Here is a 15,770-nt window from a genome sequence, read left to right as displayed (position 1 = left end):
GGGTGACCGGGAGTCCCGGCCACCCGACTGCGCTGCTTTACGGGCGGCTACTTGACGGAGCCACCAGCGGCGACGATCTTCTGCTCGGCAGAGCCGGAGACCTTGTCGACCGCAACGTTCAGCTTAACCGCAATGTCCCCGTTACCGAGAACCTTGACCTTCTCGTTCTTGCGAACGGCGCCCTTGGCGACGAGGTCGGAGATGGTCACATCGCCGCCGGCCGGGTACAGCTCGGCCAGCTTCTCGAGGTTGACCACCTGGTACTCGACGCGGAACGGGTTCTTGAACCCGCGCAGCTTCGGCGAACGCATGTGGAACGGGAGCTGACCGCCCTGGAAGCCCGGGCGGACCTGGTAGCGGGCCTTGGTGCCCTTCGTGCCACGGCCCGCGGTCTTGCCCTTGGAACCCTCACCGCGTCCGACGCGGGTCTTGTCCTTCTTGGCGCCAGCGGCGGGACGGAGGTGGTGCACCTTGAGGACCTGCTCGCGGGGCTCCGCGACGTCCTTCTTGGCCGGGGCCTTCTTCGCCGGGGCGGAGACGGTCTCGTCCTTGGTGGAGGCGGCGGCCTTGTCGGCAGCGGCCTTCGCCGGAGCCTTCTTGGCCGGAGCCTTCTTCGCGGTGCTTGCCTTCTCAGCGGCGGGCTTGTCGGCCGCGGCCTTGGTGGTGGTGCTCTTCTTGGCGGCCGGCTTCTCGGCAGCGGCCTCAGTGGTCGGCTTGTCGTCAGCCATTAGTCGATCTCCTCAACCTTCACCAGGTGAGCGACGGTGTTGACGTACCCGCGGTTCTGCGGGGTGTCCTCGCGGACGGTGACGTCACCGATTCGCTTCAGTCCCAGACTGCGCAGCGTGTCGCGCTGGTACTGCTTCTCGCTCACTTTCGACTTGATCTGCGTGATCTTCAGGCGCGCGGCCATCAGGCACCTACCTTCTCTGCCTTCTTGGCGGCAGCAGCGGCCTCGGCCGCCTCGGCCTCGGCACGCAGCAGGCGCGCGGGCGCGACCTGGTCGTAGTCGAGACCACGGCGAGCTGCGACGGCACGGGGCTCCTCGAGCTGCTGCAGCGCCTCGACGGTCGCGTGCACGATGTTGATCGTGTTGGACGAGCCGAGCGACTTGCTCAGCACGTCGTGGATGCCGGCGCACTCCAGGACGGCGCGCACCGGGCCACCGGCGATAACACCGGTACCGGCGGCGGCCGGACGCAGGAGGACGACGCCGGCGGCGGCCTCACCCTGCACCGGGTGCGGGATGGTGTTGCCGACGCGCGGGACGCGGAAGAAGTTCTTCTTCGCCTCCTCGACGCCCTTCGAGATCGCCAGCGGCACCTCGCGGGCCTTGCCGTAGCCGACGCCCACCAGGCCGTTGCCGTCTCCGACGACCACGAGAGCGGTGAAGCTGAAGCGACGACCACCCTTCACGACCTTGGAGACGCGGTTGATGGTGACGACGCGCTCCAGGAACTGGCTCTTGTCGGCGTCCCGGCTGCCGCGATCGCGGTTGGGGTTGCGCTCCCGGCCACCGCGGCGCGGCTCGCGCTCGCGGTTGTTGTCGGTCGACGCAGCGGTCTCGACCGGCTGCGCGGTCTCCGTTACCTCAGCGGCCACGGTCTGCTCCTTGTTGTTCTCGTCGCTCACAGGTTCAGCCCACCTTCACGAGCGCCTTCGGCGACGGCCGCAACGCGACCGGCGTACTTGCTGCCGCCACGGTCGAAGACCACGGCCTCGACACCGGCGCTCTTCGCGCGCTCGGCGACGAGCTCGCCCACCTTGCGGGCCTTGGCGGTCTTGTCGCCGTCGAAGCCGCGCAGGTCGGACTCCATGGTCGACGCGGAGGCCAGCGTGTGGCCCTTGGCGTCGTCGACGATCTGCACGAAGACGTGACGGGCAGAGCGGGTGACGACCAGGCGAGGACGGACCTCGGTGCCCACGATCTTCTTGCGCAGGCGGGTGTGACGACGGTCGCGAGCGGCCGCCTTGCTCTTTCCTCTGGTACCCAGAGCCATGATTACTTACCAGCCTTTCCGGCCTTGCGACGAACGACCTCGCCGGCGTAACGCACACCCTTGCCCTTGTACGGCTCGGGCTTGCGGATCTTGCGGATGTTCGCGGCGACCTCGCCCACAGCCTGCTTGTCGATCCCGCTCACGGTGAGCTTGTTGTTGCCCTCGACCGTGAAGGTGATGCCGGCCGGCGGCTCGACGTTGACCGGGTGGGAGAAGCCGAGCGCGAACTCGACGCCCGCACCCTTCTGCGCCACGCGGTAACCGGTGCCGACGATCTCCAGGCCCTTCGAGTAGCCCTGGGTGACGCCGATGATGTTGTTGTTGATGAGCGTGCGGGTGAGGCCGTGGAGCGAACGCGAAGCGCGCTCGTCGTCCGGACGGGTGACCAGGACCTGGCCCTCCTCCAGCTTCGCCTCGATCGGGCTGGCGACGACGAGCGAGAGCTCGCCCTTCGGGCCCTTGACAGTGACGGTCTGGCCGTCGATCTTCACATCGACCCCAGCGGGGACGTCGATGGGCAGTCTTCCAATACGCGACATGGCAGGGTCACCACACGTAGGCGAGGACTTCCCCACCCACGCCCTTCTTCTCAGCCTGGCGGTCCGTGAGGAGCCCCGAGGAGGTGGACAGGATGGCGACACCGAGGCCGCCGAGGACCTTGGGGAGCTCCGTGGACTTCGCGTAGACGCGGAGGCCGGGCTTGGAGACGCGCTTGATGCCGGCGATGGAGCGCTCACGGTTCGGACCGAACTTGAGGTTGAGCGTCAGGGTCTGGCCGACACGGGCGTCGGAGACCTCCCAGCCGGAGATGTAGCCCTCGGTGGTGAGGATCTCGGCGATGTGGGCCTTGAGCTTGGAGTGCGGCATCGACACGGTGTCGTGGTGCGCCGAGTTCGCGTTGCGCAGTCTGGTCAGCATGTCTGCGACCGGATCTGTCATCGTCATTGCGGTTTTCCTTCGTTCACCAGGTTTCGTTCAGCCGTTACACGACTGACGACCTGTGGTGGAAGTGGGCCGGCCGGGTGGCCGGCCCACAAAGAGACAAGACTACTAGAGTCAGTTGCTCGTCTCGTTCGAACGGAACGGGAAGCCGAGCTGCTTGAGCAGCGCGCGGCCCTCGTCGTCGTTCTTCGCGGTGGTCACGACCGTGATGTCCATACCGCGGACGCGGTCGATCCGGTCCTGGTTGATCTCGTGGAACATCGACTGCTCCGTGAGACCGAACGTGTAGTTGCCGTTGCCGTCGAACTGCTTGTCGCTCAAGCCGCGGAAGTCCCGGATACGGGGCAGCGCGAGCGAGAGCAGGCGGTCGAGGAACTCCCACATGCGGTCGCCGCGCAGCGTGACGTGCGCGCCGATCGGCTGGCCCTCGCGCAGCTTGAACTGCGCGATGGACTTGCGGGCCTTGGTGACCTGCGGCTTCTGGCCGGTGATCAGGGTGAGGTCGTTGATCGCACCGTCGATCACCTTGCCGTCACGAGCCGCCTCGCCGACGCCCATGTTGACGACGATCTTCACGAGACCGGGCACCTGGTGCACGTTCGTGAACCCGAAGTCGCCCTTGAGCTGAGCGGAGATCTCGTTCTTGTACTTCTGCTTCAGGCGAGGCTGGATTTTGCCAGCACTCGTTGCAGTGTCCGTCATTACAGGTCCTTACCAGACTTCTTGGCGTAACGAACGCGGACCGTCTTGGTGACGCCGTCCTTCGTAACGGTCTCGGTGCGGAAGCCGACGCGGGTCGGCTTCTTGGTCTCGGGGTCGACGAGCGCCACGTTGGACACGTGGATCGGAGCCTCGTGGGTCTCGATGCCGCCGGTCTTCGTGCCACGCTGCGTCTGGCCGACGCGCACGTGCTTGGTCACGAAGTTGACGCCCTCGACGATCACGCGGTTCTTCTCCACGAGGACCTCGATGACACGACCCTGCTTGCCACGGTCGCCACCGCGGGCCTGCGAACGGCCCGAGATGACCTGGACCAGGTCGCCCTTCTTGATGTTCGCCATGGGTTACAGCACCTCCGGGGCCAGCGAGATGATCTTCATGAACTTCTTGTCGCGAAGCTCACGGCCGACCGGGCCGAAGATGCGGGTGCCACGGGGGTCACCGTCGTTCTTCAGGATCACGGCGGCGTTCTCGTCGAACTTGATGTAGGAGCCGTCCGGGCGGCGGGTGTTCTTCCGCACGCGCACGACGACGGCCTTGACGACATCGCCCTTCTTGACGTTGCCGCCGGGGATCGCGTCCTTGACCGTGGCGACGATGACGTCACCCAGGCCGGCGTAGCGACGGCTGGAGCCGCCGAGGACGCGAATGGCGAGAAGTTCCTTGGCGCCGGTGTTGTCGGCGACCTTGAGTCGGGATTCCTGCTGAATCACTTGGCCTTCTCCAGAATCTCAACCAGGCGCCACCGCTTGGAGGCGCTCAGCGGACGGGTCTCGTTGATGAGAACGAGGTCGCCGATGCCGGCGGTGTTGTTCTCGTCGTGCGCCTTCACCTTGGAGGTGCGGCGGATGACCTTGCCGTACAGCGGGTGCTTCACGCGGTCCTCGACCTCGACGACGATGGTCTTGTCCATCTTGTCGCTGACGACGTACCCGCGACGGGCCTTGCGGTAACCACGGACGATGGCCTCGTCGGCCGCCGACTCCGCGGCCGCAGCCTTGGTGGTCTCAGCCATTACTTGGCCTCCTCAGTCTCGGTCTCGGCGACCTCGGCGGCCTCTGCGGCCTCCTTCTTCGCCTTGCTCTTCTTCTCTGCCTTGGCAGGAGCGGCCTCGACCGGAGCCGGGGTCGCCCGGATCCCGAGCTCGCGCTCGCGGATCACGGTGTAGATACGAGCGATGTCGCGCTTGACCGCACGCAGGCGGCCGTGGCTCTCGAGCTGACCGGTGGCCGACTGGAAGCGCAGGTTGAACAGCTCTTCCTTGGCCTTCTTCAGCTCGTCGATCAGACGCTCGTCTTCAAAGGTGTCGAGCTCGCTGGGAGCGAGCTCCTTGGTGCCGATCGCCATTACGCGTCGCCCTCCTCGCGCTTGATGATGCGTGCCTTGAGGGGCAGCTTGTGGATTGCACGGGTCATGGCCTCACGAGCGAGTTCCTCGGAGACGCCGGAGACCTCGAAGAGGACCCGACCCGGCTTGACGTTCGCGACCCACCACTCGGGGGAACCCTTACCGGAACCCATTCGGGTCTCGGCCGGCTTCTTCGTGAGCGGACGGTCCGGGTAGATGTTGATCCACACCTTGCCGCCACGCTTGATGTGACGCGTCATGGCGATACGAGCGGACTCGATCTGACGGTTGGTCACGTAAGCGGGGGTCAGGGCCTGGATGCCGAACTCGCCGAAGGAGACCTTCGTGCCACCGGTCGCCTGGCCGCTACGGCCGGGGTGGTGCTGCTTGCGGTGCTTGACTCTGCGTGGGATCAACATGGTTATGCCTCAACTCCTGCTGCGGCCGGCGCGGACTCGGCGGCGGGAGCGTTGCCCCGGCCACCGCCGCGACGCGGACGGTCACGGTCGTTGCGCTCGCGCGACGGCTTCTGGTTGGCCTGCTCGCGGGCAAGCTCCTTGTTCGTGATGTCGCCCTTGTAGATCCACACCTTGACACCGATGCGACCGAAGGTGGTCTTGGCCTCGTAGAAGCCGTAGTCGATGTTGGCGCGGAGCGTGTGCAGCGGCACACGGCCCTCGCGGTAGAACTCCGAGCGGCTCATCTCGGCGCCGCCGAGGCGGCCCGACACCTGGATGCGGACACCCTTGGCGCCGGCGCGCTGAGCGCCCTGCAGGCCCTTGCGCATCGCGCGGCGGAAGGCCACGCGGGCGGCGAGCTGCTCGGCGATGCCCTGAGCGACGAGCTGGGCGTCGGCCTCGGGGTTCTTGACCTCGAGGATGTTCAGCTGGATCTGCTTGCCCGAGAGCTTCTCGAGGTCGGCGCGGATGCGCTCGGCCTCGGCGCCACGACGACCGATCACGATGCCCGGACGGGCGGTGTGGATGTCGACGCGGACGCGGTCGCGGGTGCGCTCGATCTCGATGCGGGACACGCCCGCGCGGTCGAGCGACGTCTTCAGCAGGGTGCGGATCTTGACGTCCTCAGCGAGGTAGTCGCTGTAACGCTGACCCTTCTTCGTGCTGTCGGAGAACCAGCGCGACACGTGGTCGGTCGTGATTCCCAGACGGAAGCCGTACGGGTTGACTTTCTGACCCATTAGTTGCTCGCCTTCTTCGTAGCCTTGGCGTCCTGGACCTCATCCGGCGTCGCGAGGACGATCGTGATGTGGCTGGTGCGCTTGTTGATGCGGAAGGCGCGGCCCTGTGCACGCGGCTGGAACCGCTTGAGGGTCGTGCCCTCGTCCACGAAGGCGCGGCTCACGTACAGGTCCTGCTCGTCCAGGTAGGTGTTGCTCTGGTCGGCCTTGACGCGCGCGTTGGCGATCGCCGAGGCGACGAGCTTGTAGACCGGCTCGCTCGCGCTCTGCGGGGCGAACTTCAGGATGGCCAGGGCCTCCTGGGCCTGCTTGCCGCGGATCAGGTTGACGACGCGGCGGGCCTTCATGGGGGTGACGCGGATGTGACGCACGCGTGCGATCGACTCCACCATTTCTCTCCTCCTTTTCACCACCGCGTTAGCGGCGGCGACCCTTCTTGTCGTCCTTCACGTGACCACGGAAGGTGCGGGTCGGCGCGAACTCGCCGAGCTTGTGACCGACCATGGTCTCGGTGACGAACACCGGGATGTGCTTGCGACCGTCGTGCACCGCGATGGTGTGACCCAGCATGGCCGGGACGATCATCGAGCGGCGCGACCAGGTCTTGATCACGTTCTTGCTGTTGGCCTCGTTCGCGGCGACCACCTTGCGAAACAGGTGCTCGTCGACGAAGGGGCCCTTCTTGAGACTGCGTGGCATCTTCTCGAACTCCTACTTACGCTTCTTGCCGGCGTTACGGCGGCGGACGATGAGCTTGTCGCTTTCCTTGTTGGGGTGGCGCGTACGGCCTTCCTTCTGACCCCACGGGCTGACCGGGTGGCGACCACCGGAGGTCTTGCCCTCACCACCACCGTGCGGGTGGTCGATCGGGTTCATTGCGACACCGCGGACGGTCGGGCGGACGCCCTTCCAGCGCATGCGGCCGGCCTTGCCCCAGTTGATGTTCGACTGCTCGGCGTTGCCGACCTCGCCGATCGTGGCGCGGCAGCGCGCGTCGACGTTGCGGACCTCGCCCGAGGGGAGGCGCAGCTGGGCGTAGGGGCCGTCCTTCGCGACGAGGCGAACCGAGGCTCCGGCGGAGCGGGCCATCTTGGCGCCGCCGCCCGGCTTCAGCTCGATCGCGTGCACGACGGTACCGGTCGGGATGTTGCGCAGCGGCAGGTTGTTGCCCGGCTTGATGTCCGAGCCTGCACCCGACTCGACCACGTCGCCCTGCTTCAGCCCGGCCGGAGCCAGGATGTAGCGCTTGGTGCCGTCCACGAAGTGGAGCAGCGCGATGCGCGCGGTGCGGTTGGGGTCGTACTCGATGTGCGCGACCTTGGCGTTGACGCCGTCCTTGTCGTTGCGACGGAAGTCGATCACGCGGTACTGGCGCTTGTGGCCACCACCGATGTGACGGGTCGTGATGCGGCCCTGGTTGTTGCGGCCACCGGTCTTCGACAGCGGACGGAGAAGGGACTTCTCCGGGGTCGAACGGGTGATCTCGGCGAAGTCGGCGACCGAGGAGCCGCGACGACCGGGGGTCGTGGGCTTGTAGTTACGAATAGCCATGTCTGTTTTCCTCTAGTCCTTCGCTCAGCCGACGGCCGTGAAGATGTCGATGGAACCGGACTTCAGCGTGACGATGGCGCGCTTGGTGTCCTTGCGCTTGCCGGTGCCGAAGCGGGTGCGGCGGGTCTTGCCCTGACGGTTCAGGGTGTTCACCGACGCGACCTCGACCTTGAAGATCGACTCGATGGCGAGCTTGATCTCGGTCTTGTTCGAACGCGTGTCGACGAGGAAGGTGTACTTGCCCTCGTCGATCAGGCCGTAGCTCTTCTCGGAGACGACCGGGGCGATGATGATGTCGCGCGGGTCCTTGTTGACGGCGGCCATTACGCGTTCACCTCTTCCTTCTTGGTCTTGGACGCGATGAACGACTCGAGAGCGGCCTGCGAGAAGACGATGTCGTCGCTCACCAGGACGTCGTAGGCGTTCAGCTGGTCGTAGGTCAGCACGTGCACGGACGGGACGTTGCGCACGCTCTTGAAAGCGAGCTCGTCGTCGCGCTCCAGCACCACGAGGACGTGGCGAGAGGTCGCGACGCCGCTGAGCAGGTCCACGACGGCCTTGGTCGAGGGGGCCTCGCCGGCCGTGAACGCCTGCACGGCGTGGATACGGCTGCCGCGGGCGCGGTCCGAGAGGGCGCCGAGCAGAGCAGCGGCGATCATCTTCTTCGGGGTGCGCTGCGAGTAGTCGCGCGGGGTCGGTCCGTGGACGATGCCACCGCCGGTCATCTGAGGAGCGCGGATCGAGCCCTGACGAGCGCGGCCGGTGCCCTTCTGCTTGAACGGCTTGCGGCCGGCGCCGGAGACCTCGCCACGACCCTTGGTCTTGTGCGTGCCCTGGCGCGCGGCGGCGAGCTGGGCGGTGACGACCTGGTGGATCAGCGGGATGTTGGTCTGAACGTCGAACAGGGAGTCCGGAAGCTCGACGGAGCCGGCCTTCTTGCCCTTGAGGTCGACGACGTCAATCGAGGTAGCCATTTACTTAGGCCCCCTTCACTGCGTTGCGGACGAAAACGATGCGGCCACGAGCGCCGGGGACGGCGCCCTTGACGAGCAGCAGGCCCTTCTCGGCGTCGACGGCCTGGACCTTGAGGTTCAGGACGGTCACGCGCTCGCCACCCATGCGACCGGCCATGCGCATGCCCTTGAAGACACGGCTCGGGGTCGAGGAGGCGCCGATGGAGCCCGGCTTGCGGTGGTTGCGGTGCGCACCGTGCGAAGCGGAGACGCCCTGGAAGTTGTGGCGCTTCATGACACCGGCGAAGCCCTTGCCCTTGGAGGTGCCCACGACGTCGACCAGCTGGCCGGCCTCGAAGGTGGCGTCCACGGTGAGCTCCTGGCCGGCCGAGTACTCGGCGGCGTCCGCGGTGCGGACCTCGGTGAGGTGACGACGCGGGGTGACGCCCGCCTTGTCGAAGTGGCCGGCGGCCGGCTTGTTGACCTTGCGCGGGTCGATCTGGCCGTACGCGATCTGGACGGCGTTGTAGCCGTCGACCTCGGGGGTGCGGACCTGGGTCACGATGTTCGGCGTGATCTCGATGACGGTCACCGGGATGAGCTTGTTGTTCTCGTCCCAGACCTGGGTCATACCGAGCTTCTTGCCGAGGAGGCCCTTGGAGGTCTTGGTGTCGATGTTGGACATAGCGGCACTCCCCCTTAGAGCTTGATCTCGATGTTGACGTCGGCGGGCAGGTCGAGACGCATGAGCGAGTCGACGGCCTTCGGCGTCGGGTCGATGATGTCGATCAGCCGCTTGTGCGTGCGCATCTCGAAGTGCTCGCGGCTGTCCTTGTACTTGTGGGGCGAACGGATGACGCACACCACGTTCTTCTCGGTGGGAAGCGGCACCGGGCCGACGACGGTCGCGCCGGCACGGGTCACCGTGTCGACGATCTTGCGCGCCGAGGTGTCGATGACCTCGTGGTCATACGACTTAAGCCGAATGCGGATCTTCTGTCCCGCCATGTCTGACTCTCTCTCTTGTTATGGCGTCGTACGAGACGGCTCTTTCGAACCGTTCTCGCATTGGACGCAGTGCGACGTACGCGTGGGAAACGCCACTATTCTTCTGTCAACTCACCGCACGCCTCGAGGCACAGAGAAATCCCTGCGTTTTCGAGGATGTCGATTGTGAGCATGTCCTGCTGCCTGCGGCCTAACCTCCGACCACGGGCCCGAAGGCGCCTGTGGCGGGCTATGCACTGCCTGGCAGTGATCCGTCCGGAGCGCACGTCAGCGCGCTCGTTCCGAAATGTTGAACCAGACAAGTTTGCCAGATGCGGAGCGATGCTGCAACCCGGGCGTGTCGCGGGCGGTTCAGCGGCGCCGTGCGGCGAGCAAATCCTCGACGCGACGGCCGAATCGGTCGTACTCGGAGGCCACGTACTCCTCGAGTGCGGCGGCCGTCTCCGCCGCGACTCCGGCCGGGCGTCCGGGCGTCTCGACGAGGGCCGCCGCCAGCGCGGCGACCAGCTCATCCTCGCCGTCGCCGTCCACCTGGACCAGCTGCTCGCCGCAGACCTCGGCGATCTCGGCGAGCGCCGGCGAAGACCGGGTGATGACCGTCCTGCCGCACGCGAGCCCCTGCCACACCTTGTTGGCGATGACGCTCCTGGCCTTGTCCGAGTCGCCGAAGATCCCCAGGACGACGTCGGCGTCGGCGATGAACCCGGCCAGCTCCTCTTCGGGAACCGGATCCACGAAGCGGCAGACGCGGTCGATGCCGAGTCGTGCCGCCTGGCGCTCGATGTCCGGGCGCGGGGCGCCGTGGCCGACGAGGGTCACGCCCAGGTCGACCTCCCGCGTCGCCCGCTCGATGGCGGCGAGCACGACCGGGAGACCGTGCAGGGGGATGTAGTTGCCGTAGTACAGCACCTCGACGCGGCCCGTCCACGGTCTGCGCGTTGCCGCCGGCCGCGCCCAGCCTGGCGCTCCGACCGGCAGGGAGAGCACCTCGGCTCCCGGGTGGGACGCCTCCAGCGCCTGCGCGCGCACCCTCGTGTCGATGAGCACGAGATCGGCCAGACGGCACGCGATCCGGTCGACGGTCGCGTACCAGCGGGCGCGGAACGTGCCGGGGCGGGCCTTCTTCCAGTCCTCGACCATCGTCTCGTACTGCCCGACGAAGCCGTCCACCACGAGCACGCCGCGGTTGAGGCGGGCGACCGCCCAGAGCACGACGGCGTACGGCAGAGAGAACTCGGCGAGGATGTAGAGCTGTTTTCCTCCCAGCCCGACGAGCAGGGAGCCGATGTCGTGCGGGATGCGCCGCAGCCGGGAGCCCTCCCAGCGCCGGTTCACGGCGATGTCCGCGCCGAACCGGTCGCGGAGGTACGCCCGGATCCGGGCATTGCGCGGGTACGACGTGTCCCACACCCTGCCGTAGCCGACCTTCACGCGCCCGGCCCCGATCGCCGCACCGCGTTGCGGAGTCCCCGCAGCACGGTCACCCCGAAGTAAGCCCAGGCTCCGAGGCCCGGCCTCCCGTGGCGGACTCCCGCGCCCAGGCAGGCCAGGAGCCCGCGCAGGCTCGCCGCCCGTCCGGCCCGGTCGGCCGGATAGATCAGGAAGAAGTCGCCGCGGATGCGCGCGGGATGCTCGCGCAGGTGACGCTCCCCCCACTGCAGGCTCGAACGCCAGTCGGGCGCCGTGGTCATCGAGTCGGCGTGGCTCACCGGACGCACGACGAGCGGCTCGGGCAGGCACATCATCCGGGTGCCCTGGGCGCGTTCCAGCCGGATCAGCCACTCCCAATCCTGGTGGAGCCGCACCGACGTGTCCCACGGCTCGCGCAGAGCGAGAGTCTTCGGGAACAGCATGGTGGACGACGCGAACTGCGGGGAGACGGAGTAGAGCCCGGGGCGCGCGAGGAGGTAGCGGGAGATGCTGGCCACCTCGGCCACGGGTTCGGTGGGCACGACCCGCGTGGTCCGCGCCACCGTGTCGAACTCCGCGATGGAGCAGGTGAGCACCCAGTTGTCCCCCGTGACACCGCGCGCCCCGATCGCGGCGAGCTGGTCGGCCAGCTTGGGGGGCGTCCAGGTGTCGTCGTCGTCCAGCAGCGCGATCAGGTCGTGCCGCGCCGCACGGATGCCCGCCATCCGCGCGCCGTTCCCCCGGTCGGCCGGGTCCGAGTGCACGACGCGGACGCGCGGATCGACGAACACCGGCGACGGACCGGTGCCGTTCATCGCGACCACGACCTCGACCTCGACGTCCCGCTGTGCGAGCGCGGACGCGACGGCGTCGTGGAGGGCGGCGCGCGTGTTCATGGTCGGGATGACGACCGAGACCGCACGAGCGAAGGATGTCATCGGCGGAGCCTCCGGAGGAGGTCGTGGAGCCACAGCGCGGGCTTCAGGGCCACCGGGTAGAGGCGGCCGGTCAGCAGGATGATCCGGCCGTGCACGGCCGCCTGGGCGTTGAAGGCGGCGCAGGCCGAGAGGTCGAGCCCGCGCAGCTCCGCCGACGCGAGACGGACCCCCTCGGCGACGTCCGCGGCCGTCGCCCGCCGGCGCACGGGTACGAAGGCGACGGCGAGGGCGTAGAACCAGAGCCGGAAGTATGCGATGAGGTCGCCGTCGAGCCCGGCCCGCCCTGCGGCCTCGACCGCCGCGTCCCTGGCGGCGGCGTAGCGGTGGAAGTCCGGTCGCCGGCCGCGGCTGACGGAGTCCGGCCGCTCGAGATAGGTGTAGACGGACGCCGGCGACAGCGCGATGCGGGCGCTGCGCTCGATCGCGCCGACGACCCCGACGAAGTCCTCCTGCGGATAGTCGTGGCCGAACGGCTCGCCGCCGAGGACGGAGCGGTGGAACAGCTTGCTCCAGAGGAAGCCCTGCACGTCGCCCCGCAGAACGCTCGCGAGCGCCTCCTGACGTCCCAGGACCCGGGTCTCGTCCACGCCGTCCGCCCAGCGCTCGGCGCCGTCGGCGGAGCGGAAGCGGGCGCGCGCGAGCACGAGGTGCGGCTCGCCGTGCCGGATGGCGCGGGCGAACACGGCGAGGGCGTCCGGCGCCGGTTCGTCGTCGTCGTCGACGAACCAGACGTACTCGCTCCGCACGTGGCCCACGGCGATGTTGCGGGCGCGCGCCGGTCCGTGGTTCTCCGCGAGGGCGATCACGGTGCTGCGCGGGTTCCGCGCGCTCCACGAACGAAGCCGGTCGGCGGTGCCGTCGGTGGACGCGTCGTCGACCAGGATCAGCTGCTCTGCCTCCGCGAAACGTTCCAGTTGGCTCAAAGTGTGGTCGACGAGGTCGCCGGGGTTGCGGAAGCACACGACGATGCAGATCGGGTAGGCGGGAGGGCTCGACATGGTATGCCGCACATACTACAGCAGGTGAAATATGCATTCCTGGGAGCGTGCTCTGACGGATGCTCCCGATGCCCTCCACCGCGCGGCGGCGCGGGCGGCTTGTCCACAGATTCCGGCGATCCCGCCGCGGCGCGGATCCCCCTCGGCAGGCTGGCGGACATGACCGCACTCCAGGAATCCCCCGCGTCGGCCCGGCTTCACCGACTCCACCTCCGAACCGTCGAGCCGGGCCGCCAGGCGACGCTTCAGCAGATCGGGCGGTCCCGCTCGCGGCGGGAGCAGCTTGAACGGCTGCAGCTCTTCGCCACGACCCGGGCGCGACCTCCGGTGTTCGCGTACTGGTCGGCGGCCCTGCTCCACGGGCTTCCGCTCCTCAACGCTCCCCCGGCGACGATCCATGTCATCGCGTCGGGATCGGTGGAGGGCGCCGCTCGCGGGGTCGTCTCCCATCGGCGGCCGGATGCTCGGGCGCCGGTGCGCAGGCACGGGCTCCGAGTGACGCCGGTCGCCGCGACGGTGGCTGCGCTTGCGGGGCGGACGTCGTTCGTGGAGGGTGTGGTGCTCGCAGACCATGCCCTGAACACGGACGCGTTCGGCGATCGCGCGCCGCTGGCCACTCGGGGCGAGCTCGTGGAGGCGGCTGAGCTGCTTCCCGATCCGGAGGAACGGCGACGCTCGCTCGCGGTCGCACGGTTCGCGGATGGCAGGGCCGAGTCCCCGCTCGAGTCGGTGAGTCGCGCGACGATGGCGCTCGCGGGGGCACCGCCGCCGGAGCTGCAGGTCCGCGTGCAGGACGTCTTCGGAGCCTTCGCGCGTCTCGACTTCTGCTGGCCGGAGCTCGGACTCGCGGGCGAAGCGGACGGGGCCGAGAAGCTGCAGCATCCGGCGTTCCGGCGCTTCGCGGACGTACGGCAGGCTCTTGCAGCGCGGGCGGAGCGGGACGGCCGGATCGAGCGGGCCGGCCTTCGGGTCATCCGCTGGCGCTGGGCCACCGGAAGGCGGGTCGATCTGATGCGGGAGTTCCTACGGAGTGAGCGGGTACCGCTCGAACCCCGGAGGCGACTCGCCGAACTCGGTCTCGAGTCCGGGCCATGACGCGGAAAGCGGGATCGGCGTCGCCGATCCCGCTCCGAACGGCGCCTCGCGCCGCCGCTCTCGTGGTTCCAAGACCGCCTAGGCGGTGTCCGAACTCTTCGTCCGTTCTCCGGTCAGCGGCTTGGTCTGGTTTGCGAGGTCCATGCTCACCATAGGCGTCTCCCTTCGTCGACGGACCCGTTCGGTTGAAACGGTGCGTCAATTCTGCGCCCGACCCGGCGTCAGGTAAACCCCTGGTGAAGAACCGGGGTCGTCGTCGCGGTGACGCGCCCCGGACGACGCCGGTGACGAACCCCGGAAACGCCGAAGAGGGCCGGGCCCGAAGGCCCGACCCTCTTCCAAGGAAGTCGCGGGGACTTACTTGTTGATCTTGGTCACCGTACCGGCGCCCACGGTGCGGCCACCCTCACGGATGGCGAAGCCGAGGCCCTCCTCCATGGCGATCGGCTGGATGAGCTCGACCGACATGTCCGTGGTGTCGCCGGGCATGACCATCTCGGTGCCCTCGGGCAGCGAGATGACGCCGGTGACGTCGGTGGTACGGAAGTAGAACTGCGGACGGTAGTTCGTGTAGAAGGGGTTGTGACGGCCACCCTCCTCCTTCGAGAGGATGTAGGCAGTGCCCTCGAAGTTGGTGTGCGGCGTGACCGAACCCGGCTTCACGACGACCTGGCCGCGCTCCACGTCCTCGCGCTTGGTGCCGCGGAGGAGCAGACCACAGTTCTCGCCGGCCCAGGCCTCGTCGAGCTGCTTGTGGAACATCTCGATACCCGTGACCGTGGTCTTCTGCGTCGGGCGGATGCCGACGATCTCGACCTCGGAGTTGATGGCGAGGGTGCCGCGCTCGGCGCGACCGGTGACGACGGTGCCACGACCGGTGATCGTGAAGACGTCCTCGATCGGCATCAGGAACGGCTTGTCCTTGTCGCGCACCGGGTCCGGGATGGACTCGTCGACGGCGTCCATGAGGTCGAGGACCGACTGGACCCACTTCTCGTCGCCCTCGAGAGCCTTGAGGCCCGAGACGCGCACGACCGGAGCGTTGTCGCCGTCGAAGTCCTGGCTGGAGAGCAGCTCGCGGACCTCGAGCTCGACGAGCTCCAGGATCTCCTCGTCGTCGACCATGTCGGACTTGTTCAGCGCGACGAGCAGGTAGGGAACGCCGACCTGCTTGGCCAGCAGCACGTGCTCGCGGGTCTGAGCCATCGGGCCGTCGGTGGCGGCGACCACGAGGATCGCGCCGTCCATCTGAGCCGCACCGGTGATCATGTTCTTGATGTAGTCGGCGTGACCCGGGGCGTCGACGTGCGCGTAGTGGCGCTTCGGGGTCTCGTACTCGACGTGCGAGATGTTGATCGTGATACCACGCTGACGCTCTTCCGGAGCCGAGTCGATCGACGCGAAGTCGCGCTGCACGTTGGTCGCCGACGGGTACTTGTCAGCAAGCACCTTGGAGATCGCCGCGGTGAGCGTCGTCTTGCCGTGGTCGACGTGACCGATGGTTCCGATGTTCACGTGCGGCTTAGTCCGCTCGAACTTGGCCTTAGCCACTGTGGTCCTCCTCAGGACTCTCGTGCAGACACCCCGGTCGACGGATTTCGACCGGAGGG

At 67.8% G+C, this 15,770-nt stretch carries 25 protein-coding genes; 1 reads left to right on the top strand and 24 read right to left on the bottom strand.

Translation table 11 applies throughout. From position 1 onward, the window contains the following. Positions 1–47 precede the first annotated feature (47 nt). The 23 genes from rplO to F1C12_RS19550 all read right to left on the bottom strand — a co-directional run bounded on the left by rplO (position 48) and on the right by F1C12_RS19550 (position 13,065). Positions 48–728 (bottom strand): 50S ribosomal protein L15, encoded by a 681-nt coding sequence (rplO, locus tag F1C12_RS19660; RefSeq protein WP_185276508.1) that lies wholly within the window; start codon positions 726–728, stop codon positions 48–50. Next, a complete protein-coding gene (rpmD, locus tag F1C12_RS19655) occupies positions 728–913 on the bottom strand; it encodes a 50S ribosomal protein L30 (protein ID WP_185276507.1) in 186 nt (61 codons plus the stop codon). The genes rplO and rpmD overlap by 1 nt, the downstream gene beginning before the upstream one ends. Next, positions 913–1,632, bottom strand: coding sequence for a 30S ribosomal protein S5 (gene rpsE, locus F1C12_RS19650; protein ID WP_179605009.1), 720 nt, complete (start codon positions 1,630–1,632; stop codon positions 913–915). The genes rpmD and rpsE overlap by 1 nt, the downstream gene beginning before the upstream one ends. Next, entirely contained in the window at positions 1,629–2,000 is a 372-nt protein-coding gene (rplR, locus tag F1C12_RS19645) for a 50S ribosomal protein L18 (RefSeq protein ID WP_185276506.1), read from the bottom strand. The genes rpsE and rplR overlap by 4 nt, the downstream gene beginning before the upstream one ends. A gap of 2 nt (positions 2,001–2,002) precedes the next feature. After that, positions 2,003–2,539: a 50S ribosomal protein L6 gene (gene rplF / locus F1C12_RS19640; protein ID WP_185276505.1), complete on the bottom strand. Its 537-nt coding sequence runs from the start codon at positions 2,537–2,539 to the stop codon at positions 2,003–2,005. A 7-nt stretch (positions 2,540–2,546) separates the two neighbouring features. Further along, positions 2,547–2,945, bottom strand: coding sequence for a 30S ribosomal protein S8 (gene rpsH / locus F1C12_RS19635; protein WP_185276504.1), 399 nt, complete (start codon positions 2,943–2,945; stop codon positions 2,547–2,549). A gap of 111 nt (positions 2,946–3,056) precedes the next feature. Continuing rightward, positions 3,057–3,644 carry a 50S ribosomal protein L5 gene (rplE, locus tag F1C12_RS19630; protein WP_185276503.1) on the bottom strand — a complete coding sequence of 196 codons (588 nt, stop codon included), beginning with the start codon at positions 3,642–3,644 and terminating at the stop codon, positions 3,057–3,059. After that, a complete protein-coding gene (rplX, locus tag F1C12_RS19625; RefSeq protein ID WP_158865608.1) occupies positions 3,644–4,003 on the bottom strand; it encodes a 50S ribosomal protein L24 in 360 nt (119 codons plus the stop codon). The genes rplE and rplX overlap by 1 nt, the downstream gene beginning before the upstream one ends. Before the next feature lie 3 nt (positions 4,004–4,006). Beyond that, the gene (gene rplN, locus F1C12_RS19620) at positions 4,007–4,375 is read right to left on the bottom strand and encodes a 50S ribosomal protein L14 (RefSeq protein WP_018191958.1); all 369 of its coding nucleotides are present in this window, start codon (positions 4,373–4,375) and stop codon (positions 4,007–4,009) included. Next, positions 4,372–4,677, bottom strand: coding sequence for a 30S ribosomal protein S17 (rpsQ, locus tag F1C12_RS19615; RefSeq protein ID WP_179605004.1), 306 nt, complete (start codon positions 4,675–4,677; stop codon positions 4,372–4,374). The genes rplN and rpsQ overlap by 4 nt, the downstream gene beginning before the upstream one ends. Next, positions 4,677–5,009: a 50S ribosomal protein L29 gene (gene rpmC, locus F1C12_RS22860; RefSeq protein ID WP_185276502.1), complete on the bottom strand. Its 333-nt coding sequence runs from the start codon at positions 5,007–5,009 to the stop codon at positions 4,677–4,679. Before rpmC ends, rpsQ begins: the two co-directional genes overlap by 1 nt. Further along, positions 5,009–5,428 carry a 50S ribosomal protein L16 gene (gene rplP, locus F1C12_RS19605; RefSeq protein ID WP_055894786.1) on the bottom strand — a complete coding sequence of 140 codons (420 nt, stop codon included), beginning with the start codon at positions 5,426–5,428 and terminating at the stop codon, positions 5,009–5,011. Before rplP ends, rpmC begins: the two co-directional genes overlap by 1 nt. 2 nt (positions 5,429–5,430) lie before the next feature. Then, a complete protein-coding gene (rpsC, locus tag F1C12_RS19600) occupies positions 5,431–6,207 on the bottom strand; it encodes a 30S ribosomal protein S3 (RefSeq protein WP_179605002.1) in 777 nt (258 codons plus the stop codon). Next, entirely contained in the window at positions 6,207–6,599 is a 393-nt protein-coding gene (gene rplV / locus F1C12_RS19595; protein ID WP_179605001.1) for a 50S ribosomal protein L22, read from the bottom strand. Before rplV ends, rpsC begins: the two co-directional genes overlap by 1 nt. Before the next feature lie 25 nt (positions 6,600–6,624). Beyond that, positions 6,625–6,906 (bottom strand): 30S ribosomal protein S19, encoded by a 282-nt coding sequence (gene rpsS / locus F1C12_RS19590; RefSeq protein WP_018191964.1) that lies wholly within the window; start codon positions 6,904–6,906, stop codon positions 6,625–6,627. Between the two features lie 12 nt (positions 6,907–6,918). Continuing rightward, positions 6,919–7,758, bottom strand: a complete 840-nt coding sequence (rplB, locus tag F1C12_RS19585; protein WP_185276501.1) for a 50S ribosomal protein L2 — start codon at positions 7,756–7,758, stop codon at positions 6,919–6,921. 24 nt (positions 7,759–7,782) lie between these two features. Next, on the bottom strand, positions 7,783–8,082 hold the full coding sequence (gene rplW, locus F1C12_RS19580) for a 50S ribosomal protein L23 (protein WP_185276500.1): 300 nt from the start codon (positions 8,080–8,082) through the stop codon (positions 7,783–7,785). Then, the gene (gene rplD / locus F1C12_RS19575; RefSeq protein ID WP_185276499.1) at positions 8,082–8,732 is read right to left on the bottom strand and encodes a 50S ribosomal protein L4; all 651 of its coding nucleotides are present in this window, start codon (positions 8,730–8,732) and stop codon (positions 8,082–8,084) included. Before rplD ends, rplW begins: the two co-directional genes overlap by 1 nt. Before the next feature lie 4 nt (positions 8,733–8,736). Beyond that, a complete protein-coding gene (gene rplC / locus F1C12_RS19570; RefSeq protein ID WP_185276498.1) occupies positions 8,737–9,396 on the bottom strand; it encodes a 50S ribosomal protein L3 in 660 nt (219 codons plus the stop codon). Between the two features lie 14 nt (positions 9,397–9,410). Further along, positions 9,411–9,719 (bottom strand): 30S ribosomal protein S10, encoded by a 309-nt coding sequence (gene rpsJ / locus F1C12_RS19565; protein WP_005050520.1) that lies wholly within the window; start codon positions 9,717–9,719, stop codon positions 9,411–9,413. Between the two features lie 351 nt (positions 9,720–10,070). After that, on the bottom strand, positions 10,071–11,150 hold the full coding sequence (locus F1C12_RS19560) for a glycosyltransferase (RefSeq protein ID WP_185276497.1): 1,080 nt from the start codon (positions 11,148–11,150) through the stop codon (positions 10,071–10,073). Beyond that, positions 11,147–12,067, bottom strand: a complete 921-nt coding sequence (locus F1C12_RS19555; protein ID WP_185276496.1) for a glycosyltransferase family 2 protein — start codon at positions 12,065–12,067, stop codon at positions 11,147–11,149. Before F1C12_RS19555 ends, F1C12_RS19560 begins: the two co-directional genes overlap by 4 nt. Then, positions 12,064–13,065: a glycosyltransferase family 2 protein gene (locus F1C12_RS19550; protein WP_185276495.1), complete on the bottom strand. Its 1,002-nt coding sequence runs from the start codon at positions 13,063–13,065 to the stop codon at positions 12,064–12,066. Before F1C12_RS19550 ends, F1C12_RS19555 begins: the two co-directional genes overlap by 4 nt. A gap of 159 nt (positions 13,066–13,224) precedes the next feature. Here F1C12_RS19550 and F1C12_RS19545 point away from each other — a divergent pair, with 159 nt between their 5' ends. Then, positions 13,225–14,160 (top strand): hypothetical protein, encoded by a 936-nt coding sequence (locus tag F1C12_RS19545; RefSeq protein ID WP_185276494.1) that lies wholly within the window; start codon positions 13,225–13,227, stop codon positions 14,158–14,160. A 357-nt stretch (positions 14,161–14,517) separates the two neighbouring features. On the opposite strand, the gene tuf is transcribed toward F1C12_RS19545, so the two are convergent. Then, positions 14,518–15,711: an elongation factor Tu gene (gene tuf, locus F1C12_RS19540; RefSeq protein ID WP_055913937.1), complete on the bottom strand. Its 1,194-nt coding sequence runs from the start codon at positions 15,709–15,711 to the stop codon at positions 14,518–14,520. Between the last annotated feature and the right edge of the window lie 59 nt (positions 15,712–15,770).

Source organism: Leifsonia shinshuensis (assembly GCF_014217625.1).
Taxonomy (GTDB): domain Bacteria; phylum Actinomycetota; class Actinomycetes; order Actinomycetales; family Microbacteriaceae; genus Leifsonia; species Leifsonia shinshuensis_A.
Note: the sequence above shows the minus strand (reverse complement) of the source record. Positions and strands in the feature narration are given on the sequence as shown.

Bases quoted from the DNA above. Each gene is read 5' to 3' on its own strand.
- rplD (WP_185276499.1), bottom strand. From the start codon at position 8,732: ATGGCTACCTCGATTGACGTCGTCGACCTCAAGGGCAAGAAGGCCGGC.
- F1C12_RS19555 (WP_185276496.1), bottom strand. From the start codon at position 12,067: ATGACATCCTTCGCTCGTGCGGTCTCGGTCGTCATCCCGACCATGAAC.
- rpsQ (WP_179605004.1), bottom strand. From the start codon at position 4,677: ATGGCTGAGACCACCAAGGCTGCGGCCGCGGAGTCGGCGGCCGACGAG.
- rplW (WP_185276500.1), bottom strand. From the start codon at position 8,082: ATGGCCGCCGTCAACAAGGACCCGCGCGACATCATCATCGCCCCGGTC.
- rplV (WP_179605001.1), bottom strand. From the start codon at position 6,599: ATGGTGGAGTCGATCGCACGCGTGCGTCACATCCGCGTCACCCCCATG.
- rplR (WP_185276506.1), bottom strand. From the start codon at position 2,000: ATGGCTCTGGGTACCAGAGGAAAGAGCAAGGCGGCCGCTCGCGACCGT.
- rplO (WP_185276508.1), bottom strand. From the start codon at position 728: ATGGCTGACGACAAGCCGACCACTGAGGCCGCTGCCGAGAAGCCGGCC.
- rpsC (WP_179605002.1), bottom strand. From the start codon at position 6,207: ATGGGTCAGAAAGTCAACCCGTACGGCTTCCGTCTGGGAATCACGACC.
- rplB (WP_185276501.1), bottom strand. From the start codon at position 7,758: ATGGCTATTCGTAACTACAAGCCCACGACCCCCGGTCGTCGCGGCTCC.
- F1C12_RS19550 (WP_185276495.1), bottom strand. From the start codon at position 13,065: ATGTCGAGCCCTCCCGCCTACCCGATCTGCATCGTCGTGTGCTTCCGC.
- rplX (WP_158865608.1), bottom strand. From the start codon at position 4,003: ATGGCGAACATCAAGAAGGGCGACCTGGTCCAGGTCATCTCGGGCCGT.
- rplP (WP_055894786.1), bottom strand. From the start codon at position 5,428: ATGTTGATCCCACGCAGAGTCAAGCACCGCAAGCAGCACCACCCCGGC.
- rpsJ (WP_005050520.1), bottom strand. From the start codon at position 9,719: ATGGCGGGACAGAAGATCCGCATTCGGCTTAAGTCGTATGACCACGAG.
- rpsH (WP_185276504.1), bottom strand. From the start codon at position 2,945: ATGACGATGACAGATCCGGTCGCAGACATGCTGACCAGACTGCGCAAC.
- rpmD (WP_185276507.1), bottom strand. From the start codon at position 913: ATGGCCGCGCGCCTGAAGATCACGCAGATCAAGTCGAAAGTGAGCGAG.
- rpmC (WP_185276502.1), bottom strand. From the start codon at position 5,009: ATGGCGATCGGCACCAAGGAGCTCGCTCCCAGCGAGCTCGACACCTTT.
- rplF (WP_185276505.1), bottom strand. From the start codon at position 2,539: ATGTCGCGTATTGGAAGACTGCCCATCGACGTCCCCGCTGGGGTCGAT.
- rplC (WP_185276498.1), bottom strand. From the start codon at position 9,396: ATGTCCAACATCGACACCAAGACCTCCAAGGGCCTCCTCGGCAAGAAG.
- F1C12_RS19545 (WP_185276494.1), top strand. From the start codon at position 13,225: ATGACCGCACTCCAGGAATCCCCCGCGTCGGCCCGGCTTCACCGACTC.
- rplE (WP_185276503.1), bottom strand. From the start codon at position 3,644: ATGACGGACACTGCAACGAGTGCTGGCAAAATCCAGCCTCGCCTGAAG.
- rpsS (WP_018191964.1), bottom strand. From the start codon at position 6,906: ATGCCACGCAGTCTCAAGAAGGGCCCCTTCGTCGACGAGCACCTGTTT.